At 45.1% G+C, this 24,332-nt stretch carries 24 protein-coding genes; 21 read left to right on the top strand and 3 right to left on the bottom strand.

The features are described 5' to 3' along the window. The first annotated feature begins 42 nt into the window (after nucleotides 1-42). The 5 genes from CB4_RS00265 (at nucleotide 43) to CB4_RS00245 (ending at nucleotide 5,417) form a co-directional block, all read left to right on the top strand. Complete coding sequence (locus CB4_RS00265) at nucleotides 43-849, top strand: formate/nitrite transporter family protein (RefSeq protein ID WP_096463083.1); 807 nt, start codon at nucleotides 43-45, stop codon at nucleotides 847-849. A gap of 225 nt (nucleotides 850-1,074) precedes the next feature. Then, entirely contained in the window at nucleotides 1,075-2,475 is a 1,401-nt protein-coding gene (locus CB4_RS00260) for an APC family permease (RefSeq protein WP_096463082.1), read from the top strand. Nucleotides 2,476-2,775: 300 nt separating this feature from the next. Next, nucleotides 2,776-4,164 (top strand): APC family permease, encoded by a 1,389-nt coding sequence (locus tag CB4_RS00255; RefSeq protein WP_096463081.1) that lies wholly within the window; start codon nucleotides 2,776-2,778, stop codon nucleotides 4,162-4,164. 148 nt (nucleotides 4,165-4,312) lie between these two features. Then, nucleotides 4,313-4,747: a rubrerythrin family protein gene (locus CB4_RS00250; RefSeq protein ID WP_096463080.1), complete on the top strand. Its 435-nt coding sequence runs from the start codon at nucleotides 4,313-4,315 to the stop codon at nucleotides 4,745-4,747. Nucleotides 4,748-4,835: 88 nt separating this feature from the next. After that, a complete protein-coding gene (locus tag CB4_RS00245; protein ID WP_096463079.1) occupies nucleotides 4,836-5,417 on the top strand; it encodes a DUF3501 family protein in 582 nt (193 codons plus the stop codon). A 26-nt stretch (nucleotides 5,418-5,443) separates the two neighbouring features. Here the strand turns inward: CB4_RS00245 and CB4_RS00240 are convergent, their stop codons facing one another. Together CB4_RS00240 and CB4_RS00235 are read right to left on the bottom strand one after the other, a co-directional pair. Beyond that, complete coding sequence (locus CB4_RS00240; protein WP_231956103.1) at nucleotides 5,444-5,614, bottom strand: hypothetical protein; 171 nt, start codon at nucleotides 5,612-5,614, stop codon at nucleotides 5,444-5,446. Continuing rightward, nucleotides 5,595-6,896 carry an MFS transporter gene (locus CB4_RS00235; RefSeq protein ID WP_096463077.1) on the bottom strand — a complete coding sequence of 434 codons (1,302 nt, stop codon included), beginning with the start codon at nucleotides 6,894-6,896 and terminating at the stop codon, nucleotides 5,595-5,597. Before CB4_RS00235 ends, CB4_RS00240 begins: the two co-directional genes overlap by 20 nt. A gap of 150 nt (nucleotides 6,897-7,046) precedes the next feature. Here CB4_RS00235 and CB4_RS00230 point away from each other — a divergent pair, with 150 nt between their 5' ends. The 5 genes from CB4_RS00230 (at nucleotide 7,047) to CB4_RS00210 (ending at nucleotide 14,137) form a co-directional block, all read left to right on the top strand. Then, nucleotides 7,047-8,318 (top strand): Glu/Leu/Phe/Val family dehydrogenase, encoded by a 1,272-nt coding sequence (locus CB4_RS00230; RefSeq protein ID WP_096463076.1) that lies wholly within the window; start codon nucleotides 7,047-7,049, stop codon nucleotides 8,316-8,318. Nucleotides 8,319-8,520: 202 nt separating this feature from the next. Beyond that, nucleotides 8,521-9,996 carry an aldehyde dehydrogenase family protein gene (locus CB4_RS00225; RefSeq protein WP_096463075.1) on the top strand — a complete coding sequence of 492 codons (1,476 nt, stop codon included), beginning with the start codon at nucleotides 8,521-8,523 and terminating at the stop codon, nucleotides 9,994-9,996. A 20-nt stretch (nucleotides 9,997-10,016) separates the two neighbouring features. After that, a complete protein-coding gene (locus tag CB4_RS00220) occupies nucleotides 10,017-11,402 on the top strand; it encodes a putrescine aminotransferase (protein ID WP_096463074.1) in 1,386 nt (461 codons plus the stop codon). Nucleotides 11,403-11,505: 103 nt separating this feature from the next. Continuing rightward, nucleotides 11,506-13,641 (top strand): sigma 54-interacting transcriptional regulator, encoded by a 2,136-nt coding sequence (locus CB4_RS00215; protein WP_096467566.1) that lies wholly within the window; start codon nucleotides 11,506-11,508, stop codon nucleotides 13,639-13,641. 166 nt (nucleotides 13,642-13,807) lie between these two features. Then, a complete protein-coding gene (locus CB4_RS00210; protein ID WP_096463073.1) occupies nucleotides 13,808-14,137 on the top strand; it encodes a hypothetical protein in 330 nt (109 codons plus the stop codon). A gap of 72 nt (nucleotides 14,138-14,209) precedes the next feature. Here the strand turns inward: CB4_RS00210 and CB4_RS00205 are convergent, their stop codons facing one another. After that, nucleotides 14,210-14,455 carry a hypothetical protein gene (locus tag CB4_RS00205; RefSeq protein WP_096463072.1) on the bottom strand — a complete coding sequence of 82 codons (246 nt, stop codon included), beginning with the start codon at nucleotides 14,453-14,455 and terminating at the stop codon, nucleotides 14,210-14,212. 296 nt (nucleotides 14,456-14,751) lie between these two features. Here CB4_RS00205 and CB4_RS00200 point away from each other — a divergent pair, with 296 nt between their 5' ends. The 11 genes from CB4_RS00200 to CB4_RS00150 all read left to right on the top strand — a co-directional run bounded on the left by CB4_RS00200 (nucleotide 14,752) and on the right by CB4_RS00150 (nucleotide 24,270). Next, on the top strand, nucleotides 14,752-15,012 hold the full coding sequence (locus CB4_RS00200) for a FeoA family protein (protein ID WP_096463071.1): 261 nt from the start codon (nucleotides 14,752-14,754) through the stop codon (nucleotides 15,010-15,012). After that, on the top strand, nucleotides 15,012-15,815 hold the full coding sequence (locus CB4_RS00195; protein WP_096463070.1) for a FeoB small GTPase domain-containing protein: 804 nt from the start codon (nucleotides 15,012-15,014) through the stop codon (nucleotides 15,813-15,815). Before CB4_RS00200 ends, CB4_RS00195 begins: the two co-directional genes overlap by 1 nt. Before the next feature lie 26 nt (nucleotides 15,816-15,841). Beyond that, the gene (locus tag CB4_RS00190) at nucleotides 15,842-17,203 is read left to right on the top strand and encodes a nucleoside recognition domain-containing protein (protein WP_096467565.1); all 1,362 of its coding nucleotides are present in this window, start codon (nucleotides 15,842-15,844) and stop codon (nucleotides 17,201-17,203) included. Nucleotide 17,204: 1 nt separating this feature from the next. Then, nucleotides 17,205-17,516, top strand: a complete 312-nt coding sequence (locus tag CB4_RS21800) for a hypothetical protein (protein ID WP_096463069.1) — start codon at nucleotides 17,205-17,207, stop codon at nucleotides 17,514-17,516. 207 nt (nucleotides 17,517-17,723) lie between these two features. Next, nucleotides 17,724-18,716, top strand: a complete 993-nt coding sequence (locus CB4_RS00180) for a metal ABC transporter substrate-binding protein (protein ID WP_231956102.1) — start codon at nucleotides 17,724-17,726, stop codon at nucleotides 18,714-18,716. Then, nucleotides 18,713-19,480 (top strand): metal ABC transporter ATP-binding protein, encoded by a 768-nt coding sequence (locus CB4_RS00175; protein WP_096463068.1) that lies wholly within the window; start codon nucleotides 18,713-18,715, stop codon nucleotides 19,478-19,480. The genes CB4_RS00180 and CB4_RS00175 overlap by 4 nt, the downstream gene beginning before the upstream one ends. 15 nt (nucleotides 19,481-19,495) lie before the next feature. After that, nucleotides 19,496-20,329 (top strand): metal ABC transporter permease, encoded by an 834-nt coding sequence (locus CB4_RS00170; RefSeq protein WP_096463067.1) that lies wholly within the window; start codon nucleotides 19,496-19,498, stop codon nucleotides 20,327-20,329. Nucleotides 20,330-20,348: 19 nt separating this feature from the next. Beyond that, entirely contained in the window at nucleotides 20,349-20,771 is a 423-nt protein-coding gene (locus tag CB4_RS00165) for a Fur family transcriptional regulator (protein ID WP_096463066.1), read from the top strand. A gap of 367 nt (nucleotides 20,772-21,138) precedes the next feature. Further along, the gene (locus CB4_RS00160) at nucleotides 21,139-21,843 is read left to right on the top strand and encodes a PepSY domain-containing protein (protein WP_096463065.1); all 705 of its coding nucleotides are present in this window, start codon (nucleotides 21,139-21,141) and stop codon (nucleotides 21,841-21,843) included. Nucleotides 21,844-22,171: 328 nt separating this feature from the next. After that, nucleotides 22,172-22,843 (top strand): response regulator transcription factor, encoded by a 672-nt coding sequence (locus CB4_RS00155; RefSeq protein ID WP_096463064.1) that lies wholly within the window; start codon nucleotides 22,172-22,174, stop codon nucleotides 22,841-22,843. A 149-nt stretch (nucleotides 22,844-22,992) separates the two neighbouring features. Continuing rightward, nucleotides 22,993-24,270, top strand: a complete 1,278-nt coding sequence (locus tag CB4_RS00150; protein ID WP_231956101.1) for a sensor histidine kinase — start codon at nucleotides 22,993-22,995, stop codon at nucleotides 24,268-24,270. Nucleotides 24,271-24,332 lie beyond the last annotated feature (62 nt).

Raw genomic sequence — 24,332 nt, 5'->3', positions numbered from 1 at the left:
TACTCACTATTATATAGAAGGAATAGGTAAGGGGGAGTTAGGGTGGCATTTCATTCACCACAACAAATTGCAAAAAATGCAGTTGAGGTCGGCGTAAAAAAAGCAACAACGTCTGTACCTACTATGCTTGTGTTAGGATTCCTGGCAGGCGCGTTTATCGCGCTTGGATTCCTACTTGATATTCGAACAATCGGCAATCTGCCAAAAGAATGGGGAAGCTTTAGCTCGTTCCTTGGCGGTGCAGTATTTCCAATCGGTCTTATGTTTGTCATTATTGCAGGGGGGGACTTGCTTACAGGCAATATGGCAACGCTACCGATTGCGTATATGGCCCGCCGTATAACGCTGTCACAAGTAGTACGCAATTGGTTCTGGATTACGGTGGCGAACTTTCTGGGCGCGATCTTTGTGGCGTTTTTCTTCGGACACGTAGTTGGTTTGACAGAAACAGGTGCATTCCTGGCGAAGACTACGGCGATTGCACACGCTAAGTTGAATGATTCGTTCCTGCAAGCATTTATCTCTGGCATCGGGTGTAATTGGCTTGTCTGTTTAGGCGTGTGGTTCGCATTTGCATCTGATGATATTGCAGGCAAAATTCTCGGCATCTGGTTTCCTGTTATGGCATTCGTTACAATCGGGTTTCAGCACGTTGTAGCGAATATGTTCGTGATTCCAGCCGCTATTTTTGCCGGTAAAGTTACGTGGATGCAATACTTTCCAAACTTCGTTTCTGTTTTTCTGGGTAACGCAGTTGGAGGTGCGTTGTTTATCGCAGCCGCCTATTGGTTTGCCTTTCTGCGTGAAGAATCGTTGACAGATTCAAAACAAAAAAGCAAAGCTGCGTAATAAATATAGAAAAAGCCGTTTCGATTGGTCTAGTACCGAAACGGCTTTTTTTGTTAACTTCTTTAATATATTATGCAAAAATGAATAAGTTATTCGAAAATTCATAAAAAATAAATAAGAAATATTTAGAAATGTAGTGGTTTTACTATTTTTAATGATGGCACACTTCTTGCTCTATACAGGACTATAACGATATTTATTTTTTCCTGTGAGGAGGAGTGATCGATGCAAAAATCAGCAACGCTGAAACGATCATTAGGATTATGGCCGATTGTCATGCTGGGGGTTGGATATATGACCCCGATGGTTGTGTTTGACACATTTGGAATCGCTTCCAAAGAAGCGGATGGCCACGTTCCCATGGCGTATATTATTGCGCTAGTAGCCATGTTGTTTACGGCTTTTAGTTATGGAAAAATGGTTCGGGCGTTTCCGAGTGCAGGGTCTGCTTATACGTATACGCAGAAAACGATCAGCCCGCATCTCGGCTTTCTTGTAGGATGGTCCTCACTATTGGATTATCTACTGCTTCCGATGGTAAATGCTTTACTTACACAAATTTACCTTTCTGCGCTGTTCCCGGAAGTGCCCGCGTGGATATGGGTTGTTGGTTTTGTAGCGCTCGTTACGATTATTAATGCAGTTGGGGTTAATTCAACAGCCAATTTTAATACGCTCTTCGTTTTGTATCAAATGCTTGTCGTAGTTATTTTTGTAATTCTTGCCGTTCGACAACTAATCGGCGGATTTGGATACGGAGAAGTATTTCCGGTAGGGCCGCTGTACACGCCTGATATGCATATGTCGACCTTAATTGCAGGTGCTACAGTGCTCTGTTTCTCCTTTCTGGGATTCGATGCGGTTACGACATACTCAGAAGAGACTCCGAATCCGACGAAAACCATTCCACGTGCGATCTTTTTTACCGCGTTGATTGGTGGATTAGTTTTTATAGTCGGTTCTTATTTTACACAGGCATTGTTCCCGGATATCACTCGATTTAAGAATCCAGACGCGACTTCACCTGAGATTGCGCTGTATGCAGGCGGCAAAGTATTTCAGATGTTCTTCCTGGCGGGTGCACTTGCCGGAACGATTGCGTCCGGGCTGGCGTCTCATGCGAGTGTATCGCGTCTGTTGTATGTAATGGGACGGGATAACATTTTGCCACAAAAACTATTTGGCTATGTTCATCCACGTACACATACGCCGCTGTTCAATGTCATTCTTGTTGGGTTCATTTCCATGACGGCTGTATTCTTTACCCTGGAAATTGCATCTGCATTTATTAGTTTCGGTGCCTTGATTGCCTTCACCTTCGTAAACCTGTCTGTTATCGCGCATTATGCTTTGAAGAAGAAGGAGTACAAAACGCTGGGCGGTTTCTTATCGCATATTTTACTGCCGATTATTGGTGCAGCGTTTGTGGCGGTTCTCTGGTACAATCTCGAGGCCAGCTCATTTACTATGGGGGTAATCTGGTTTGGAATCGGGCTCGTCTATCTGATGTATGTAACAAAACTGTTCCGTGTTCGCCCGATGGATATTCATTTCGAAGAGGCGGACGAAGAATCGGCTGTTATTGAAGGTGAGCCGATAGTGGAAAATGGAGTGCTTGCAAAGTAGAAGGATAGCGTGCAAATGAATAAGGTGGAAAAATGCAGCCGATAGCAGGCTGTATTTTTTATGCGTATATGCATCTATTATTCTTTTGTGCATAAAAATATCGATATATTTCTATAATTCTGTCATATGAAAGGTAGAAATTTGATTAGAAATAGTACAAAATAGCAGTATTATTTGTTTTTTATTTAAATATTTTAAATTTTTAGTTCCTGGCATTGTATTTGCATAGTAAAAAAACATATTTGTTTTGAATCGAAAGCAGAAAAAGTTTGCCCCTACAGCGAGAAGGAGGAATGATCAATGGAAAAATCGGCAGGCTTAAAGCGCTCCCTGGGATTATGGTCGATCGTCATGCTTGGAGTGGGATATATGACTCCGATGGTTGTGTTTGATACATTTGGAATCGTTTCCAATGAAACGAATGGACATGTTCCGGTTGCGTACGTAATGGCTTTAGCCGCGATGATGTTTACAGCTTTTAGTTATGGAAAAATGGTTCGAGCTTTTCCGAGTGCGGGCTCGGCTTATACGTATACACAGAAAACGATGAATAAACATCTGGGATTTATGGTTGGGTGGGCAGCTCTCCTTGATTACATGTTACTTCCAATGGTGAATGCGCTACTGTCCCAGATTTATCTGACGGCGCTGTTTCCTGGGGTACCGACCTGGGTTTGGGTTGCGGCGTTTGCGGGACTTGTTACATTGGTCAATATGCTTGGGATGAATTCGACAGCGCGGTTTAATAATTTTCTTGTTGTGTATCAGATCCTTACCATTGTGATTTTTATTGGACTGGCGATTTGGAAGCTGTCGGAAGGGATGGGATATGGGAGTGCCTTGAGTGTTGGGCCGATCTATAAACCGGACATGCAGATGTCTGCGCTTATTGCAGGGGCAACGGTGCTTTGTTTCTCCTTTCTTGGATTCGATGCCGTAACCACCTATGCGGAAGAAACGGCGGATCCGGTCAAAACGATTCCGCGTGCGATATTTTTGACAGCGTTGGTCGGTGGAGTGATCTTTACAGCCAGTTCGTATTTTGCCCAGGCTGTATTTCCGGATGTGTCGAACTTCAAACACCCTGATGCGACATCACCTGAGATTGCACTTTATGTGGGCGGTAAGTTGTTTCAGTTGTTTTTCCTTGCGGGTGCTCTTGCTGGAACGATTGCGTCTGGTCTGGCGTCTCATGCGAGCGTATCGCGGTTGCTATATGTGATGGGGCGGGATGGTGTGCTGCCGAAGAAAATTTTCGGCTATGTTCATCCAGTTCTGCGCACACCGATCTTCAATGTGTTGCTTGTCGGTCTTGTCACGATGACTGCAATGTTTTTTGATCTAATGACGGCGACTTCTTTTATCAGCTTTGGTGCGCTAATTGCGTTTACGTTTGTGAATCTTTCTGTTATTGCTCACTACAGTGTAAAACAGAAACTATATCGCACAACAAAAGGATTTCTCTCATATATGCTAGCTCCGCTTCTTGGTGCGGCGACGATTGCGGTTCTGTGGTGGAACCTGGAGAGAAATTCATTCATGCTAGGTTTGGGTTGGGCGGTTGTTGGGTTTACGTATCTTGTCTATAGCACGAAGTTCTTTACGCGGAATCCTGGTGAGATTCATTTCGAAGAAGCGGATGACCATCATATGACGACTGAACTTTCTGAAAATGAGATTGTTGCATGAGTTTGTTATAACGTATACCATTGTGTAGATATTTTGTCGCTTTCTAATAAGAAAGCGATTTTTTTTGTGATACGGGTTGCAATTTTATGGTTTTATATTTATAATTATTACAAATAAATAAATGATATAAAAGAAAGGGGAAACACTAATGAGTAAAACACTTGAAAACAGCCAAACATTAGCTAACCTGAAAGCAGCATTTGCTGGAGAATCCCAGGCAAACCGCCGCTACCTGTATTTTGCAAAACAAGCAGATACAGAAGGTCATTCAGATGTAGCGAATGCATTCCGTCGCATTGGTGATGGCGAAACAGCACATGCGCATGGTCACTTCGATATGCTGATTCGTTTTGGTGCAGGGGACCCGGTAACAGACCTGCCAGTTGGCACAACAGCTAACAACCTGAAATCTGCGATTGCTGGGGAAGAATATGAATTCTCCGAGATGTACCCAGGCTTTGCGAAAGAAGCGCGTGAAGAAGGATACGATGAGATTGCAGAATGGTTTGAAGTAATGGCGAAGTCTGAGAAGGCACATGCGAACACATTCAAGAAAATTCTTTCCAGCCTGAACGAAGAGTAATACGGGTATAGTATGTAGTAGAAGCCGGGACGAGCTGTCTGATCTTACGCGTCCCGGCTTTCTTTATTCTGACCAGGGAGGGAATGGGATGAAAAAGATTGCAAAGAACGAGCTACTTCCGTACAAAGAGTACGTACAAGTGCAGGAGAAGTTCCTGCAGCGTGTGATTCAGGAGAAAAAAGTACGTCGTATGAAGCTGAATGACCGGATGTCCGGTTTGTTTGAGACACGCCTGACTGTCTGGTATCAAATTCAGGAAATGATTCGTGCTGAACAGATCGAACGGGATGAGTACATTCAAGAAATGCTCGATGTGTACAACGATTTGATTCCGGATGATCATGAATTGAGCATGACGCTGTTCATTGAGATTCCAAACCAGCAAGAGCTGCGTGCGTTTAATAAAACGGTGGTGGGAATTGAGGATCGCATAGAACTGCGTTTTGCTGGGGAAACAGTAACGTCTTATGAACCAGATGATGAGGGAGAAGAAGACGAGGCCTATACGCAATCCGTGCATTACATTCGTTTTCCATTCACACCGGAGCAGCGACAGGCATTTCTTGCATATGATGGCGAGGTTATCGTTGCCGTTCATCATGAGAACTATCAATCTGAAGCGGTACTGTCTAACGAGTTGACGGAATCCTTACAAAAACAGCTGGCATAAGTTATGATGCCAGCTGTTTTCTGTATTTAGATGAGTCCACCGCTCTGCCGAATGAATTGGTGGACTTGATAGTGGTGATCACTGTCTACTGCTACAATAAGCAGAATATCACGCCCTGTTGTTTCCGTATTCTCCCCTGCATAAGCTGTTAGAGCTGTTTCTGGAGCTTTAATATATTCAACCCGGATTTCGGTCACTCCCGGCATTGCCGCGAGTGCGTCTTGAACGCGGAGTGCCTGTGCCATCGTATCGAAATATGCCAGAATGTACCGTTCCTTCAAGTTCAGACCATCCTCTCTTGTAGACTGCCCGCATCGAAACCCAGGAACCAAGCAGCATACTATTTAATATAAAGAGTAGAATCACAATGGCTTGTGATCTAGGAAATATCGTGACGACAAGTAGAAACAATACGGTTCCGGTAAGGCGCCCTGTACTAAAGGCGAACTCACGCATTACGATATATTCGGCGCGCTGGGTGACCTTTTCCATGTTCTCACCAATGACATCGAACGCTGTAGAAATAAGCGGGATGGCGAAGAATGGGTAGAAAAGCGACGTAATCACACCAAGCCACAGCATCGAACTGTACTGCAGATGAATGAGCGGTGGAATGAATGCAGCGGCTAGCATAAGAGCACCTATAAGCATGAAGGACGCGCGTCTCCCTGGACGAATCCATTTTCCCACTGCATAATATGCAAGAAAAGACAGAACGGATGTGAGGAGTGCATATGTACCGACCGCCATTTCGTTAGAGGCGGTAATAAATACGAGTAATGCAGCAGCGAATATCGTTACCCCTTCTCGCATACCCCAATATGCATAAGCCCATACAACCCGCTGCCAGTGGGACGGAGAACGTGTCTCCTGCCAGACGCTTCGCATTCGGAACGTTCCTTCACATGGACGAGCTGCTACAAAAAAGCTTGCGGCCACTGCTATGAGGAAGATGGTGAGTGACAGCGAAAAAATAATCATATAGCCCGATGTGTGTCGAGTAATAAGCCAGCCTGCGAGAAAAGGGGCGCCTCCGGCGGTGGCAGACATCAGCAACCCATTCACGCCATTAAACACATCGCGATTATTCGGATCTGTAATTTCAAAATACATCAGAAAATAACCAAACCAGTACAGGCCTGCGCCTGTTCCGAGTAGAAGGCCAAGGGGAATAATATAAGCAGGTGCCGCTGCTTTCATGAAAAGAACCGTTACATAAAAACAAGCCATCACGGCCATTCCGAGCCGAATGCTTAGTACCCGATCCCATCGTTTAGCGAGATGCCCGCCTACCCAGAACGCAGTCGGGATCGCGAGAAATGTACACAAGTTGAATAGACCAATCATCGTAAAGTCGTTTTTTACTTTCCAAAGATACACGTTTACAAACGTATTGGAGAGCCCGACCGCGCTCAAATAAAGCGTGTTCAGCAGCAGCAGAAGTTTGGCCTGTCCGTTCAGCCTCCCTGTCTGTTTCATATGAAATCTCCTTTATTTGGTAGTTTTTATCAGCATTTTTTAGTTTGCCCCTGTGAGCAGGGGGTGATACAAGTTTTTTATCTTCATAAAGCTGGCATAATTATTGCTTATCTTTACAAAGTACAAACGACGTAAAGGTGGGAATGCATAATGGAAAAAGCAGCTGCTTCAAATATGTCAGTCAGCTCAGGAGAATTGGAAGCGTTTCAATCTGTATTAAAAAAGGCTGTGGAATTACTGCACTATCCGGAGATTGTGTACGAATTTCTCAAAGAGCCAATGCGAGTGCTCGAAGTAAACATTCCGGTCAAAATGGATGATGGCACGACCAAAATTTTTAAAGGGTACCGCGCCCAGCATAATGACGCACTCGGGCCGACTAAAGGTGGCATTCGCTTTCATCCAGATGTAAATCGTGAGGAAGTTAGTGCGCTGTCAGGCTGGATGAGCTTGAAGAGCGGCATTACTGATCTTCCATATGGGGGCGGTAAAGGCGGAGTGATCTGTGATCCGCGCCAGATGAGCATGCGTGAATTGGAACAGCTAAGTCGTGGGTATGTGCGTGCGGTCAGCCAGATTGTTGGACCGTCAAAAGATATTCCGGCACCGGATATGTATACGAACGCTCAGATCATGGCCTGGATGCTGGATGAATACGACCACATTCGTGAATTTGATTCACCAGGATTCATTACGGGCAAGCCGCTTGTGCTGGGGGGGTCTCGCGGTCGAGAAACGGCGACATCACGCGGGCTGTTCTATATCCTGCAATTCCTCGCTGAGCAGAATAAGATGGAACTTGCGGGTCTGCGTGTAATTATTCAGGGATTTGGCAATGTGGGAAGCTACCTTGCGCAATACTTGTACGAAAGTGGAGCAAAAGTGGTCGGGATCGCGGACGTTCTCGGCGGAGTGTATGATCCGGATGGTCTCGATATTCCAGACCTGATGGAACGGCGGGATTCATTCGGAGCGGTTACCCATCTGTTCACGAATACGCTGTCCAATAAGGAATTGCTCGAACAGGAGTGCGATGTATTAATTCCGGCAGCACTCGGTGGTCAGATCACAGAAGAGAATGTGCATGAGCTTTCGTGTCGTTTCATTGTAGAGGCGGCCAATGGTCCGACAACAGCAGAAGCTGATAAAATCTTGCAAGCACGCGGCATTACGGTTGTCCCGGATGTATTGGCAAACGCAGGCGGTGTTGTTGTGTCCTATTTTGAATGGGTGCAGAATAATCAGGGCTTCTATTGGGATGAAGAGCTTGTTGATACTCGTCTGAAAGACAAGATGGCAGCCAGCTTTGAAAAAGTATATAAAATGGCACAGATGTATCAGGTGGATATGCGCACGGCTGCATACATGGTTGCGGTTCGCAGACTGGCTGAGGCATCGAGACTGCGCGGCTGGATTGACTAATTCACTTATTATGACGAAATGAATGGAAATATTCAATTTTGCATAGAAAAAATGGAATATTTTAAAGTGATGAAAAGTTAAAAGGTGCAAAAAGCGCGAGAAAGCGTGGATTGTCGCAAATGCCATGTGTTTGGCATCACACTTGCATAATAAATGTGCAAAGCTGAATAAGTGTGATGAACTTGTGCAAGGGGATGAAAACATGGCAGACATTTTACAGATGTACATTAATGGAGAATGGACTTTTGCAGAAAGTGGAGAAATCCGCGAAGTGCTAAATCCGGCAACGGGTGAAATAATCGCTGTGATAACAGAAGGAAACGAAGCAGATGCCCGCCGTGCAATTGCGGCAGCAAAACATGCATTCTACGAAGGTGGCTGGTGGGACACACCAGCAAGCGAGCGTGCTCGTCTCCTGTTTGAGATTGCCAACAAGCTAGAAGCGCGCGCGGCAGAATTCGCAGCACTGGAAACAGACGATAATGGCAAGCCGCTTCGCGAAGCGGAATTCGATGTGGCAGATGCGGTTGCGTGCTTCCGCTATTATGCAGGGCTGGCTACAAAGCCACATGGTCAGACGTATGAAGTAGCTGATCCAATGCAGGCTATGGTTGTTCGAGAGCCAATCGGCGTATGCGGCCAGATCATTCCGTGGAACTACCCACTTCTAATGTCCGCGTGGAAGCTCGCTCCGGCACTTGCAGCTGGTAACGCCGTGGTATTCAAGCCTTCGGAAGTGACACCGCTTACTGCGATTCGCCTGTTTAGCATCATTGATGAGGTAGGCGTTCCAGCAGGCGTTGCCAACCTTGTACTCGGTGCAGGTCCGACGGTTGGCCAGGAGATCGCATCCAACCATGATGTAGATAAAGTAGCATTCACAGGCGGTACGGCAACGGGTCGCACCATCATGAAAGCTGCAACGGGCAACCTGAAGAAAATTTCACTTGAACTTGGTGGGAAATCTCCAAATATCGTATTCGCAGATGCCGATTTTGATACAGCAGTCGATTATGCATTGTTTGCCATTTTTGCGAATCAGGGTCAGGTGTGCTCAGCCGGTTCTCGTCTCCTGCTGGAAGAAAGCATTCACGACAAGTTCGTAGAAGCACTCGTAGAACGCGCGAAGAAAATTAAGGTGGGACCGGGTCACACAGAAGGTACCGAGATGGGACCGCTTGTGTCGAAAGCTCATATGGAAAAAGTACTTGGCTACGTCGAAATCGGCAAAGAGGAAGGTGCAACGCTCGCATGCGGTGGTGAACGTCTGATGGACGGAGCGCTTGCGAACGGTAATTTCGTAGCACCGACGATTTTCACCAATACAACGCCGGATATGCGCATTGTAAAAGAGGAGATCTTCGGACCGGTACTCGTTGTCCAGACGTTCAAAGATGAAGCTGATGCGATCAAGCTAGCGAATGACACTGTATACGGTCTTGCAGGCGGCGTATTTACAAATGACGGGGCTAAAGCACAGCGCGTCATCCGTAAGCTACGCGCCGGTATTACATGGATTAACAGTTACCATCCGACATATAACGAAGCGCCATGGGGCGGCTACAAGCAGAGCGGTATCGGACGTGAGCTTGGAACATTCGGCTTTGAAGAATATACCGAAGTGAAGCAAATCAATATCAACCTGAACGTAGAGCCGATTGGCTGGTTCGAAAACTAATACAAATCAAAATACAAAATATGGAGGCAACTATGCAAAACTATAACGAAGTACTCAAATATACGGAACAAGTTCTCGACATTATCGAAAAGGCAGAGGTAACAAAAGAAGAAGCAGCTTGGATTGCTAAGGAAACGGTAGATGGATTCCGTGAAAATGTAAATCCGGGCTTCCTGGAATACCGTAAGTCTGTGACAAAAGACACCCAGTTCGCATCTGTAGAATGGAAAGACTCCGGTCGCAACTGTTTCGTAGACGTACACGGCAAAGAATACATTGACTGCCTGGGTGGTTTCGGTATTTATAACGTAGGCCACAGCCATCCGAAAGTAGTGAAAGCGGTAACTGATCAGATGGCGAAGCAGCCGCTGCACAGCCAGGATCTGCTTGATCCACTCCGCGCTATGCTTGCTAAAACACTCGGCATGCTCACACCAGGCGATCTGAAATATTGCTTCTTCGGTAACTCCGGTACAGAAGCGGTAGAAGCTGCGCTCAAAATGGCAAAAATCTATCACAGCGAAGAAGGCCGAAGTACATTCATTGCGACAACACGTGCGTTCCACGGCAAAAGCTTAGGCGCCCTGTCCGGTACAGCTAAAGGCGTATTCCGTAAACCATTCATGCCACTCGTAAACGGATTCCGTCACGTAGCATTTGGTGACATCGAAATGATGCGTAAAACGATGGCGGCATGCCATATGGTAGGGGAAGATGTAGCAGCAGTGTTACTTGAACCAATCCAAGGTGAAGGTGGCGTTATTATTCCGCCGGACGACTACTTGAAACAAGTTCGTGAACTGTGTGATGAGTACGGCGCACTTCTGATCCTCGACGAAGTGCAAACAGGGATGGGACGTACAGGTAAAATGTTCTGCGCTGAGCATTATGGTGTTGTGCCAGATATTATTGCGCTTGCTAAAGCGTTCGGCGGCGGGGTTATGCCGGCAAGTGCGACAGTTGCAAGTGAGAAAGTATTTAAACACCTGTTCGATAACCCGTTCCTGCATACCACTACGTTTGGCGGTAATCCGCTCGCATGTGCAGCAGCACTGGCAACGATTAATGTTCTCATCGAAGAGAACTTGCCGCAACGTGCAGCTGAGATGGGCGACTATCTCATTGCAGGTCTGCGTGATGCGATGAAAGGTCATGAAGATAAAGTTCTCGAAATTCGTGGGAAAGGTCTCTTGATTGGCATCGAGTTCGTCAATGACGAGATCGGCTATGAAGTAGCGAAAGGCTTCTTTGACAATGGTATTCTGACAGCAGGTACGTTGATCAATGCGAAGACCGTCCGCATCGAGCCGCCGCTCACAATCGAAAAAGAGCAGTGTGATAAAGTATGTGAGACATTTGCGAAAGTATTAAAAGAAATGAACAAGGAAGCTGTTGTGCAGGGCTAGTTTCTAATAGAAAAAAGGCAGGAGAGGAGGGTTGACGGCTCTCCTGCCTTTTTATTTTGTGTATAATAAAAAGAAACTGTTTGCTTGGAAAGGGGGCCGGGACATGCTGGTATTTACTGAGGAGAATATACGCAACATTCATACGGTTTCCATCGATACAACACTCGTGCAGGCACAGAAAACACTCGACGAGTTACATGAACCTGTATTGTTTGTTAAGAACAAAGAAAAACTGCTGGGCTATGTACGGGCGCATGATGTGGCGATTGAGACTGAACCGGATATGGACGCTGAACCACTTACCCTTCTGCATGCGAACATCATTCCGATTCATTTCGCCTGCCATGTGTACTGTGATGTGGCCGTATCTGATGTGTTCAAGCTGCTTGGAGAAGAAATTGTCATTGTGAAAAATCATCACGATGAAGTATGTGGCTACTTGCAACGGGAAGATATTCTGATTGAGCTTCTGCGACAGGATAACCATAACATTGATTTGTTCCGTACCATCTTAGCTTCGATTCCGATGGGGATTTTCGTCGTAGATAAGCAGGGAGACATTATTAACCATAATGATGCCGGTCTGCGCATGATCCGGTGCGAAGGGCAGAAATTGCCGAGCCGACGGGCGACGGATATTTTCGGGGCAGAACAGATCTCGTACGTGCTGTCAAATGGGAAAGCGATTCTCAATCAGCTTCATATAACACAGGAGATGGGGATTCTCGCTGACTATAGTCCGATTCTGAGCGTTGATCATGAGGTGAAGGGTGTTGTGATCGTCGTTCAGGATTTGCCGATGGTAGAAGACATGGTCATGGAACTCGACTATGTGAAAAACTTGAATAAAGATTTGAAAGCGATTTTATCGACCATTTATGATGAGATTCTCGTTGTTAGTCATAAGGGGGAGTTGATTCGCTTTAGTGATAACAATACGTTGCATGCACGAGCGGGAAACGACCTTGGCACCGGGAGTCTCATTGGCAAAAATGTGCTGGAGATGGAAGATCAAGGGACGTTCAATCCGTCTGTTACCCGTTTGGTCCTAGAACGCAAGCGGAAGGTCTCGATCATTCAAGATATGGAGAACGGGCGCAAAATGCTCGCAGTGGGCAATCCGATTTTTGATGAAGACGGGAACATCGAGCGTATCGTAATCGCATCCCGGGATATTACCGAGACGACCCGTCTTAAGTCGGAGCTGCGGGAGATGAAGAAGCTGTCGCGGCAGTATAAGGAAGAACTAGAGAGCTTAAAGAGCCGCGATACGTTGAATCGAAGCGTTGTGTACTGTAGTCCGAAGATTGACCGGATTATACGAGAGATTGAAAAGATTGCTCGCTTCTCCTCCACGGTATTGCTGACAGGAGAATCGGGGGTAGGGAAAGAAGTTTTTGCCAAAGCGATTCATCAGCTTGGCTCTCGTGCGAATGAGCCGTTCTTGAAAATAAACTGTGGTGCGATCCCTGAACACTTGCTGGAAAGCGAATTGTTTGGGTATGAGAAGGGAGCATTCACGGGCGCTGACCCGAAAGGCAAGGTGGGCTATTTCCAGAAGGCAGATAAAGGGGTACTGTTCCTTGATGAGATTGGAGAAATGCCGCTGTCGCTGCAAGTGAAGATTCTGCGCGTTCTACAGGAGCGAGAAGTCATTCCGGTTGGCAGTACGCAGCCAATTCCGATCGATGTACAAATCGTGGCAGCCACGAATAAAAATCTGGAAAAGCTTGTAGAGGAGCGTAAATTCCGGGAAGATCTGTTTTATCGCTTGAACGTCATTCCCATCCATATCCCACCGCTACGGGAGCGACCGGAAGATATCCCGGTGCTGGCGTATTCGTTTCTTCAGCGGCTGAATGAAGCGCATGGGCGTGACATTCAGCTTAGTCCAGATGCACTTAATTTGCTGGAAGTGTATTCATGGCCGGGTAATGTGCGAGAGTTGCAAAATATTATTGAACGTGCAGTGGTGACAACAGAAGATGAGATCATTGCAGGGGAGCATGTGAATCAGTTCCTACAGTGGAAGCGGGCTGCAGTCAAAGTGCGTCCGATTATTACGAGTCTCATCCCGCTTCAGGAGGCGCTTGATGATGTGGAGGAGCAGCTTATCATTCTGGCGATGGAACGGTACAAAACAACTACCATGGCGGCTCGGGCACTTGGAATTAGCCAATCGTCCGTAAGTCGCAAGTACCAAAAAATTATCCAGAAGCAAGCTGGGCTTCGAGCGTGAATAAACATGTGACTCAAGACTTAATTTTATGAAAGTGTCGATTTATGTAACGATATGAGATCGTTTGTTTCTTTAACTTGCCGGGTAGATGCGATATATTTTGGTTTGTTGCATAAGCATATTGCTAATACAATGATAGAAGAGCAATCTGCAAGGAGAGAAAGAGATGAACGATTTCGGTTTTATTTTTGAGGGCAGGAACTTTGCGAGCTTCGATGAGATGGCAGAAACATTATTCCATGAGGCGAATGAGCGAATTGTACGAATGGACATAGGCGAGATACAAAATACGCAGGAAGAACGGGCCTACATTAAATGGCGTCTTGTTCATATGCAGGCCTGTTTTCAGAAAGAGATTCCGGATCGATATCGGTCTATATACAATTCGCTATGGAGCCAGTTGTACCGGCTAGAACATGAGGTGAATTACAGGCATCCGTATGCAGTCTACTTGTTGGAGCGGGTATTTGCGAAAACAGATAAGCGCGTCCGGTAGTCGGATGATATTCTGTTGGAGTGAAAATAAAGGCCGCACACTGTTTTTGGCAGTTGTGCGGCTTTTTGGTGTTTACATTCCCTTCATAAAAGGAGTGATAATTTCTTTTACTTTTTCCTGCATGGCAGGAGACAGTTTGGCGAACATCGTCATCATCTCCATCATCAGCTCCGGGGTCATTTGAAAATCACTGTTGTTCTGCATAAACTGTTTTGCCTGATTTGCCATACCTTCTAGCAGTACCAGTTGTTCTTTCTCCGGTAGCTGGAGTGCATTCTCGAACATTTGCTTAAAAAATTGAATTTGTTCTGTGTTCATATGGTGCTCCCCTTGTTTTTTGTAGTGTCGGACCATTCTATTGTACATTCCGCCTGTGAATTACGCAAAATGTGTGCAGAGCACAGCTTATGTATTTTTGCGTGACACCAAAATGCAATAGAACCCATATACTGTGTACTATATCACGAAAAAATAATTTGCATTTTTTGCCCTTATGCAAAATAATTTCATTATAGAAACAGAAAGCGTGAAAGTATTTTTTTATCCTATAAGTTGTCTTTGGTCAAAAAAGTTGCGTTATAGAAAGATGGATCGTATACAGGAGGGACGTCATCATGACAGAGCAAACAGATCGACTAATCTCACTGTCAGAACTGGCCCCAGGTTGTCGTGGCAAAGTGAGAGAGCTGACAGTAGAGGGGACTGTGCGTCGGCGCCTGCTGGATCTTGGCGTTGTACCGAATACAATGATAGAGACCATCCGACACAGTCCGATCGGAGACCCAACCGCTTACCGAGTACGGGGAACAACAATCGGACTGCGCAAAGAAGACGCAAAGGGTATTCTGGTGGAACCATTGAAGGAGGATGCCTGATGAATCCGAAATCACGAGAGATGCGCAATCAATGGATCGGTCGCAAGTTTGATATTCATACGGATACCCCGGATCAGAAAATTATCGCGCTGGCTGGTAATCCGAATACAGGGAAAAGTACCGTTTTCAATGCCCTTACTGGTCTGAACCAACATACCGGGAACTGGCCGGGCAAGACGGTGGGAAATGCACAAGGAACGTTTGTGCATAAAGGTGAGTCATATTTGCTGGTTGATCTGCCGGGAACATATTCCTTGTTGCCCAATTCGGTAGATGAACAGGTAGCCCGCGATTTTATTTGTTTTGGTCGCCCGGATGTGACAATCGTAGTGGTGGATGCTACGGCACTGGAGCGTAACTTGAATCTGGCCCTGCAAGTTATGGAGATTACGGATCATGTGGTGCTATGTGTAAACTTAATAGATGAAGCGGAGCGCAAAGGGATTGTGGTCGATCTGGAAGGATTGGCGGAACGACTTGGTATTCCGGTTGTGGCGACGGCTGCTAGACGCAAGCAGGGTCTTGGCGAGTTGTGTGATAAGCTTGCGGCAGTCGCCGACAGTCGTATACAGCCGGCACCGATCGTACCCCGGTATCGTGAAGAAATCGAGAGGGTGATTGAAGAGCTGACTCCTCGTCTTGAGCCGCTTCTTGCAGGCTGGATGAAGCCGCGATGGGTTGCGCTTCGCATGCTTGACGGTGATGAGACTTTGATTGCGGACATGGAGAAATATATGACGGACTCAATCGAATCAGGCAAAGTGCTTGGTGGGGAGGTATCAGCGACATGGCCGCAAGCATAGGACAAAAAGATGTGAATCAGTTGCGCATGCTGGCGGGGCAGGTGCAAAAAAAACAACCGAAAGCTGTGCGCGATGAAATTGTCGGCACGATTTATGAACAGTCGGAAACGATTGCCCATGCGGTAACACAGCAGGCAGGTAAATCTCGGATTAACTGGGACGATAAGCTGGATGCTGTGCTTACGTCCCGTGTTTTCGGATTCCCGATTATGTTGCTGATGCTTGGGGTGGTGTTCTGGCTGACTATTGCGGGCGCGAATGTACCGTCTGAGTTGCTTGCAACTGGCCTGTTCTGGGTCGAAGACCGCTTGACGGAGCTGTTCCACTGGTTCGGGGCGCCGCTCTGGTTAGAAGGGGCAGTTGTACATGGATTGTATCGGGGATGCGCATGGGTAGTATCGGTTATGCTACCGCCGATGGCGATTTTCTTCCCGCTGTTCGCCTTGCTCGAAGACTTCGGGTACTTGCCGCGCGTTGCGTTTAATATGGACCGTCTGTTCCATAAGGCGGGCGGACACGGCAAGCAGTCTCTAACGATGGCGATGGGATTTGGCTGTAATGCTGCCGGTGTCATTGCCTGCCGCATTATTGAGTCACCACGCGAGCGTATGATTGCGATTTTGACGAATAACTTTGTGCCGTGCAATGGGCGCTGGCCGACGCTTATTCTAATGGCGACCCTGTTTATGGCGGGCGCGGTCGGTATGGGTGCGGGCATTACAGCGGCTACAGTGGTCGTCGTCGGGATTGTGTTGTTCGGCATTATGACGACTCTGTTTGTTTCCTGGGTGCTGTCCAAAACGCTGCTGCGCGGCATACCGTCTCACTTCACGTTGGAGTTGCCACCGTACCGCAAGCCACAGTTTGGGCGGACGATTATACGCTCGGTGTATGACAAAACATGGTTTGTATTAAAGCGTGCGCTTGTCACGGCGGCACCTGCTGGACTGATTACGTGGATTCTCGCCAACTTGCATATCGGGGATCAGAGTGTGCTTGGGCATATCGCAGGCTGGCTCACACCGTTTGGGCATGCGATTGGACTTGACGGCTATATCTTGATGGCGTTCCTGCTCGGGCTTCCGGCGAATGAGATTGTAGTGCCCATTCTGATCATGGGGTATATGGCGAGCGGCATGATGATTGAATTAGATGATATGGCTGCTTTGAAGCAGTTATTTCTTCAACAGGGCTGGACATGGTTAACCGCCCTTAATGTGATGCTGTTCTCGCTTCTGCATTATCCGTGCGGCACGACGTTGTATACGATCGCCAAGGAGACCAAGAGTACGAAGTGGACAGTAGTCGCAGCTCTGCTACCGCTTTTCATTGCGATCGGCATTTGTTTTATTACAGCACAAGTTGTGCGATATATGGGATGGGTATAGAGTGAAGAAGGCTTCCGGGTATATCCGGAAGCCTATTTATATAGAAGAAATCGTATCCGAGGAACTGCCGCAGGAGCGAATCCGAGCGCTTGAAGGTTCTGGGAAAACGGTGATGTTACTTAGTGACAGTGCACGTGTACTTGGTCTGCTTGCGGTCATCCGGCAGAACATTGTGTTGGTAGTCGGTCTGAAGCTGCTCGCTATTTTCCTAGTCATCCCGGGCTGGCTCACATTATGGACTGCGATTCTGTCCGATATGGGGGCAACGGTACTTGTTACACTAAATGGAATCCGTCTTCTTTCACGTAAATAAATCAGAATGAACAGGGCTTGGAGTTCTACAGCGGCCCTGTTTTTCTTATGTATAGATAGAGAATAAACAAAGAGAATTGCGGCGATGCTTGAGAAAGGGATAATTTTTGCTTGTTTACAAATCAGATTCATTCCGCTATACTTTTCGTGGATAAATCGTAATGTATCTTATTTTGTTATGTGTAGTAGAAAAGAGGAGGAATCGAGAATGAAAGGATATAGAAAGGTTTTGTGGGCAACCACGACTTTGCTGCTGGGGATGATGCTCTTTCTGGTCGGCTGCGGTCAGAAGAATGAATCAGTGCCGCAGGGGGGAGCAGATAAGGTGCTTGTGTATACAAGTTTATTCCCGGTGTACAGTTTTACTAAATCAATCGGGGGAGATCATGTAGAAGTAAAAAGCATCGTGCCCCCCGGAGCAGAACCACATGATTTTGAGCCATCTCCTAAAGACTTAGGCGAGCTGAACGAGGCCAAGCTGTTTGTTTATAATGGTGCAGGCTATGAAGCATGGATTGAGAAGGTCGGGCAGAATCTCGACAAGTCCAAGACAAAAGTGCTTGATGCGAGTCAGGGAGTTCAACTGATTGAATCAACGGCAGGTGAGCATGACCATGAAGGAACGGCAGTTACAAGCGGTCATACGGAAGAGGAACATGGGCATGAACACGGCAAATATGACCCGCATGTATGGTTAGACCCGATGCGTGCCAAGCAGCAGGCACAAAACATTGAAAAAGCACTTATCGAGATCGACCCGGCTCATAAAGCTGATTATGAGAAAAACTATCAAACGCTGGCTGCTGATCTTGATGCAGTCGATCAAGAGTACAAAGGTCTGATTGCAAAAGCGGGTAAGAAAGAACTGGTTGTATCACACAAAGCATTCACGTATCTGGCAAATCGCTATGGATTGGACCAAATCTCAGTATCTGGACTTTCTCCGTCAGAAGAACCAACCCAGCAGCAGCTAAAACAATTGATTGATACGGTAAAACAGCATAATATTAAATATGTTGCGTTTGAAGGGCTTGTTGAGAATAAGGTAGCGAAAACTGTGCAGCGCGAATCCGGCGCGGAAGCGGTGACGCTATATACGCTTGAGAATGTAACAAAAGCACAGCTTGACGCAGGGAAAACATATGGCGATCTCATGCGGGACAATCTGCAAACTTTGAAAAAGGTGCTGGAAGTAAAGTGAGTGAATTAATTCTTGATGTGCAGCATGTCTCCCATCAATATGAATCACGCCCGGTACTCGAAGATATTACCTTCGGGCTTAAGCGCGGCGAAATGTTGGGACTTGTCGGACCGAATGGTTCTGGCAAGTCCACGTTGTTAAAATTAATCCTTGGTGTATTGCCGCTGACAAATGGCATGATCCACTGGTTCGGGCAGCCGCTTCAGAAATTCGATGCGTGGCCGCGTATTGGCTATGTATCGCAAAAAGCGAACAGTTTTAACTCCGGCTTTCCGGCGACTGTTTCTGAAGTGGTCATGATGGGGTTAACCGGCAAGCTTGGTTTGTTCCGTCGTCCGGGACGCGCCGAACGAGAACGGGTACAGCTGGCGATTGAAACGGTTGGCATGGGCGAGTTTGCGGATCGCAACATTGGACGTCTATCCGGCGGACAGCAGCAGCGTGTTTTCATCGCGCGTGCACTTGTGAGCGAACCGGATGTACTCATTCTGGATGAGCCTACAGTTGGGGTAGATGCGCAGTCGGAAGAGAAGTTCTATGAGCTTCTGCAGCGTCTGAACCGTGAACGTGGGATCTCGATGATTCTTGTATCGCACGATCTGGGTGCTGTCAGCACGAAAATGCATTCGATTGCTTGTCTGAATCACAAACTGTTTTACCATGGAGGAGCAAAAGAGTTCGAAGAAAACCGTACGGAAATTTTGCTCCGGTCGTATGGGCATGATGTGCATGTGCTGCACCATGACCACCACCACGGCCACTAGAGGAGAGTAGGAAACATGATAGAAGCAATCTTACATTATACGTTTATGCAGAACGCACTGTTGTCGGGGCTTGTGATCGGATTGGTTGCCCCGCTAATCGGTGTGTTTCTGGTCGTGCGGCGGTTGTCGCTTATCGCGGACGCACTCTCGCATATTACACTCTCCGGCGTGGCGGCGGGTCTTTTGCTTGGACAAAGCATTCCGTTCTTTCAGAGCATCAGCCCGATTTATATGGGGATGGCGTTCTCTGTTGTGGGTGCGTTCATGATTGATAAGCTGCGTGCAGCATATCGGTTCTATCAGGAGTTGGCGATTCCAATTATTTTATCGACCGGGATTGGTCTAGGGGTTGTGCTCATTAGCTTAGCGAACGGATTTAATGTTGACTTATTCGGTTATTTGTTCGGAAGTCTGCTGGCGGTAACACAACAAGATGTGATTCGTGTTGTGATTGCCAGTGCGATTGTCATCGTTGTGGTCTGGCTATTTTATAAAGAACTGTTGTATTTGTCGTTTGATGAAGAAGCAGCACGTATCTCTGGTGTGCCGCGTGGCGTAGTCAATGTGATCTTCAGTATACTAGTGGCAATTGTGATTAGTATCTCGATGCAGGTCGTCGGGATTTTGCTCGTGTCCGCACTTATTACGCTACCAGTTGCTGCAGCGTTGCAGCTGGCGAATAGTTTCCGTCAGACGTTTGTGTATGCGATTTTGTTCGGTGAATTGTCTGTACTAGCAGGTCTGATGTTGGCGTATACGTTTAACCTGGCATCAGGCGGAACGATTGTACTGGTTGCTGTACTCTTACTTGTTATCGTACTATTGGGGAAAAGAGTGCGTAACTCTTAGATAAAGGCGGTGAGAGGTAATGACTGTCGAGCAGGCATTACAGCTTTTGAAAGAGAAGGGATATAAGTATACCGGCAAACGGGAAGAGATGGTACGGATTTTCGCGCAGGAGAAGCGGTATATGTCGGCACGCGAGATGTTGTCGCGTATGCAGGAAGAATATCCGGCGCTTAGCTTTGATACGGTGTATCGGAATCTTACGTTGTTTACGGATTTGAACATTGTCGAGGTAACGGAGCTAGGTGGGGAGAGAAAATACCGGTTTCGTTGCTCGATGGATGAACATCATCATCATCTGATTTGCCTGTCGTGCGGGAAGACGCGCCATATTCGATCATGTCCGTTGGATGGAATGTTCGGCCAGCCGGACGGGTTTCGGATTACGGATCATAAATTTGAGATTTATGGCTACTGCTCGGATTGTGAGGAGAGTCATGTGTGAAGCCCCTTGATATATAAGGGGTTTTTGTTTTTTGCTTTGACCAGCTTTAGTATACTCAAGTGACTTTTAAGGCCGTTCCGATAGAGGAAGCGGCCTTTTATTGTTTTTGAGCAGTATTTTTTATCAGGGGTCGTAAATAAAGAGTATATGGATTCCCCGCCTTGTCTTTTCGGGACAGGAACACACGCACATTTTGCAAGATACCAGCAAAAGATAGCGATTATCCCCTTTTTTTCCGTAGTATAAAAATTTTTTAATTAATTTTTTAATCCTTGTTTAGTATTTCATTAATTGAATTTCAGAACCATCTAGTAGTATTTGAACTGTGAAAGACATCAATAAACAAACACATCAGGAGGCACACAAAATGATGAAAAAATTAGCAACAGTACCATTGGCTTTGTCTATCTTAGGAACAGGTTTAGCAGGAATAGCAAATGCGGCGCCGATGCCAAATGTACATGAACATGAAGCATCTGTAGCTCATGTACAACACCAAGAAGGATTCTTAACCCAAAAAGAAGCTAGTGATATCGCATTGAAGCACTGTGAAGGAACAGTACAAAAAGCTGAATTACGACATGAAAATGGACTTGATGTGTATGCGATCCATACCCTTGATAAGTATGGAAAAGGACATGACTTCAAAGTTCATGCAAGAGATGGGAAACTAGAGGAAGTAGCAGTACAACAGCAAGTAAAATTCTTAACGCAGCGAGAAGCTACTGATATCGCATTGAAGCAGTGTGAAGGAACGATCCAAACTGTAAACTACGATAGCGGACTTGGTATGTATGCCATCCATATCCTTGATAAGCATGGAAAAGGACATGACTTCAAAGTTCATGCGAGAGATGGGAAGCTAGAGGAAGTAGCAGTACAACAGCAAGTAAAATTTTTAACGCAGCGAGAAGCTAGTGATATTGTATTGAAGCATTGTGAAGGAACGGTACAAAAAGCTGAATTACGACATGAAAGTGGACTTGATGTGTATGCTGTTCATGTCCTTGATAAGCATGGAAAAGGACATGATTTCAAAATTGATGCAAAAACAGGTGGTTTTTGCAAATAATATAAAATCATGACGTATTAAAAAAATTTATTAAAACCAATACAGTAAGATATAAAACTCCCTTTGCAAGATTTGAAAGGGAGTTTTATATCTTATAACAAATTAATAACTGGACTCTTGCATTTTTCTGTTCAACCCCTAGTATGAACGATGACGAATGGCGCTTTCATATCTATGTTGTTAACTTGGAAATAGGGATGTTTACTTGAAGAACTGGGCATCATAAGAGTATTCGTCTCAATGAGAATGGGATGGGATATTCCCATCAAACAAGTAGGCTTTCTTTAGCATTGATTATATATCAGTATGATAAAGAGGAGTAAGTGATATGAGGGAGATTCTAATAATAGAGGATGAAGAAGAGTTAGCTCAGTTTATTTTATTAGAGTTGGAATATGAGGGATTTTCAGTTACGGTTTCACATAGTGGTAGAGAAGGGCTAAAGCTAGCCTTAGATTCAGATTGGGACCTTATTTTATTAGACATCATGCTGCCTGATCTAAATGGGATTGAAGTATGTAGAAGAATACGAGCGGTCAAGGAAACGCCAATTATTATGGTAACAGCAAGGGGCAGTGTTTTGGATCGAGTTTCGGGTCTGGATAATGGTGCAGACGACTATATTCTGAAACCCTTTGCCATTGAAGAATTACTCGCTAGAATGCGCGTTATTTTTAGACGAATAGACAAAGAAAAACAATTTCAATCACATCTTACATTTAAAGATTTACAAGTGGACATTTTAGGCAGAGTAGTGAAACGCGGAGATGAGGAAGTAGAGTTAACTAAAAAGGAATACGATTTACTTATCACATTTATTCAAAATATAAATCGAGTTTTAACGAGGGAAGTGCTATTAGAGAAAGTATGGGGTTATGATACAACGGTGGAAACAAATATAGTAGATGTTTATGTTGGACACTTACGGAACAAGATCGATTCATCAAATGGTGAGACGTATATCCAAACGATTAGAGGAATGGGATATGTGATGCGGTAATGAAAAACTTAAGTCTCCCTATTAAATATAAGCTAACGATATGGTCCTCTATGCTGTTGTTTGCTTTATTCTTAAGCTATAACCTACTACAGTATGTTGTTATTAGTAATTGGACGCTTGCTCAAGATACAAGAACAACAACACGAGAAATGAATCAAGTAAAAACATATCTGTTTCAAAAATCTAATTCGTCTGTGCTAACAAAACAGATGATATATGAAAGCAAGAAAACATTAGAAGAGAATAACAAGCCATTTCAAGCAATACGTATCATAGATGGAAATGGAAAGGTATTGTTACTGGTATCGAATATATCAGTAGATCAAATAAAACCCAAAAAAGTAAAGGTTGCCGAGCTATATAATTTTCAATCGAATGAAAGGCATTTTCAGATTATACGTAGTCCTATAAAAATAGATAATGCCATGGGAACAATAGAGGTTATTAGGGATATAGAATTCTTTAAAGGATTATTTCAGCAAGTTCTTAATGTCATGATTATTGCAGGAATCATTTCCATCATATTAAGTTGGGTGGGGGGAATGATCATTTCTAAACAGCTATTAAAACCTGTCAAAAATATTCTGGATGCCATGAAGAAAATTAAGAAACATGGATTGCATGAGAGAGTTGCCCTATATGGACAAAAAGATGAAATTTCTGAAATTGGCAGGATGTTTAATGAAATTATGGATCAGCTTGAAGAGTCATTTTTGCAGCAAAAGCAGTTCGTGGAAGATGCATCTCATGAGTTGCGTACCCCCATTTCAATTATCCAAGGCCATCTACAGTTAATAAACAGATGGGGCAAATATGAACCGCAGGTATTAAATAAATCACTGAATGCTTCTCTTAAGGAGTTAGATAAACTAAGTCATCTCGTTTCAGAACTTTTAGAGCTGTCTAAAGCAGAATTGGAAGAGCGTAATGATCAAACGGAATGGATTAATCCTATTCCTATTATCGAAAACTTGATCAAGAATTTCCGGATTGTTCATAATGAATTTGAATTTGTTGTTGAAGTTACTGAGAACAAAGAGTATTTGATTCAAATGCAAACGAAACATCTAGAGCAAATTCTAACTGTTTTATTAGACAACGCTGTAAAATACTCAAAGGAAAATAAGTGGATCAAATGCTCAGTAAGAGTAACGGAAAATCAATTTTTAATTGAGATACTAGACAAAGGAATAGGAATACCAAAAGAAGAACTGCCATTTGTTATGAATCGCTTTTATCGTGTTAATAAAGCAAGGACCAGAAAAGAAGGAGGGTATGGACTAGGATTATCAATAGCTCAGCGATTAATAAAGAAATACAATGCGTCCATTTTAATCGCAAGCGAAATAAATAAGGGTACGTCTGTTACGTTACAATTCCCCTATAAATCTTCCGGGTATATGAGATTGGATCATGATGATAATTAATACTAAAGTCAATAACAAAAAGAAGGGTGTACTTGGGTACACCCTTTAAAAATGACAACTTT

The organism is Aneurinibacillus soli, from assembly GCF_002355375.1.
In the GTDB taxonomy this organism is placed as follows: Bacteria; Bacillota; Bacilli; order Aneurinibacillales; family Aneurinibacillaceae; genus Aneurinibacillus; species Aneurinibacillus soli.
The sequence above is the reverse complement of the archived record's forward strand: the minus strand, read 5'-3'. Positions and strand labels throughout refer to the sequence as shown.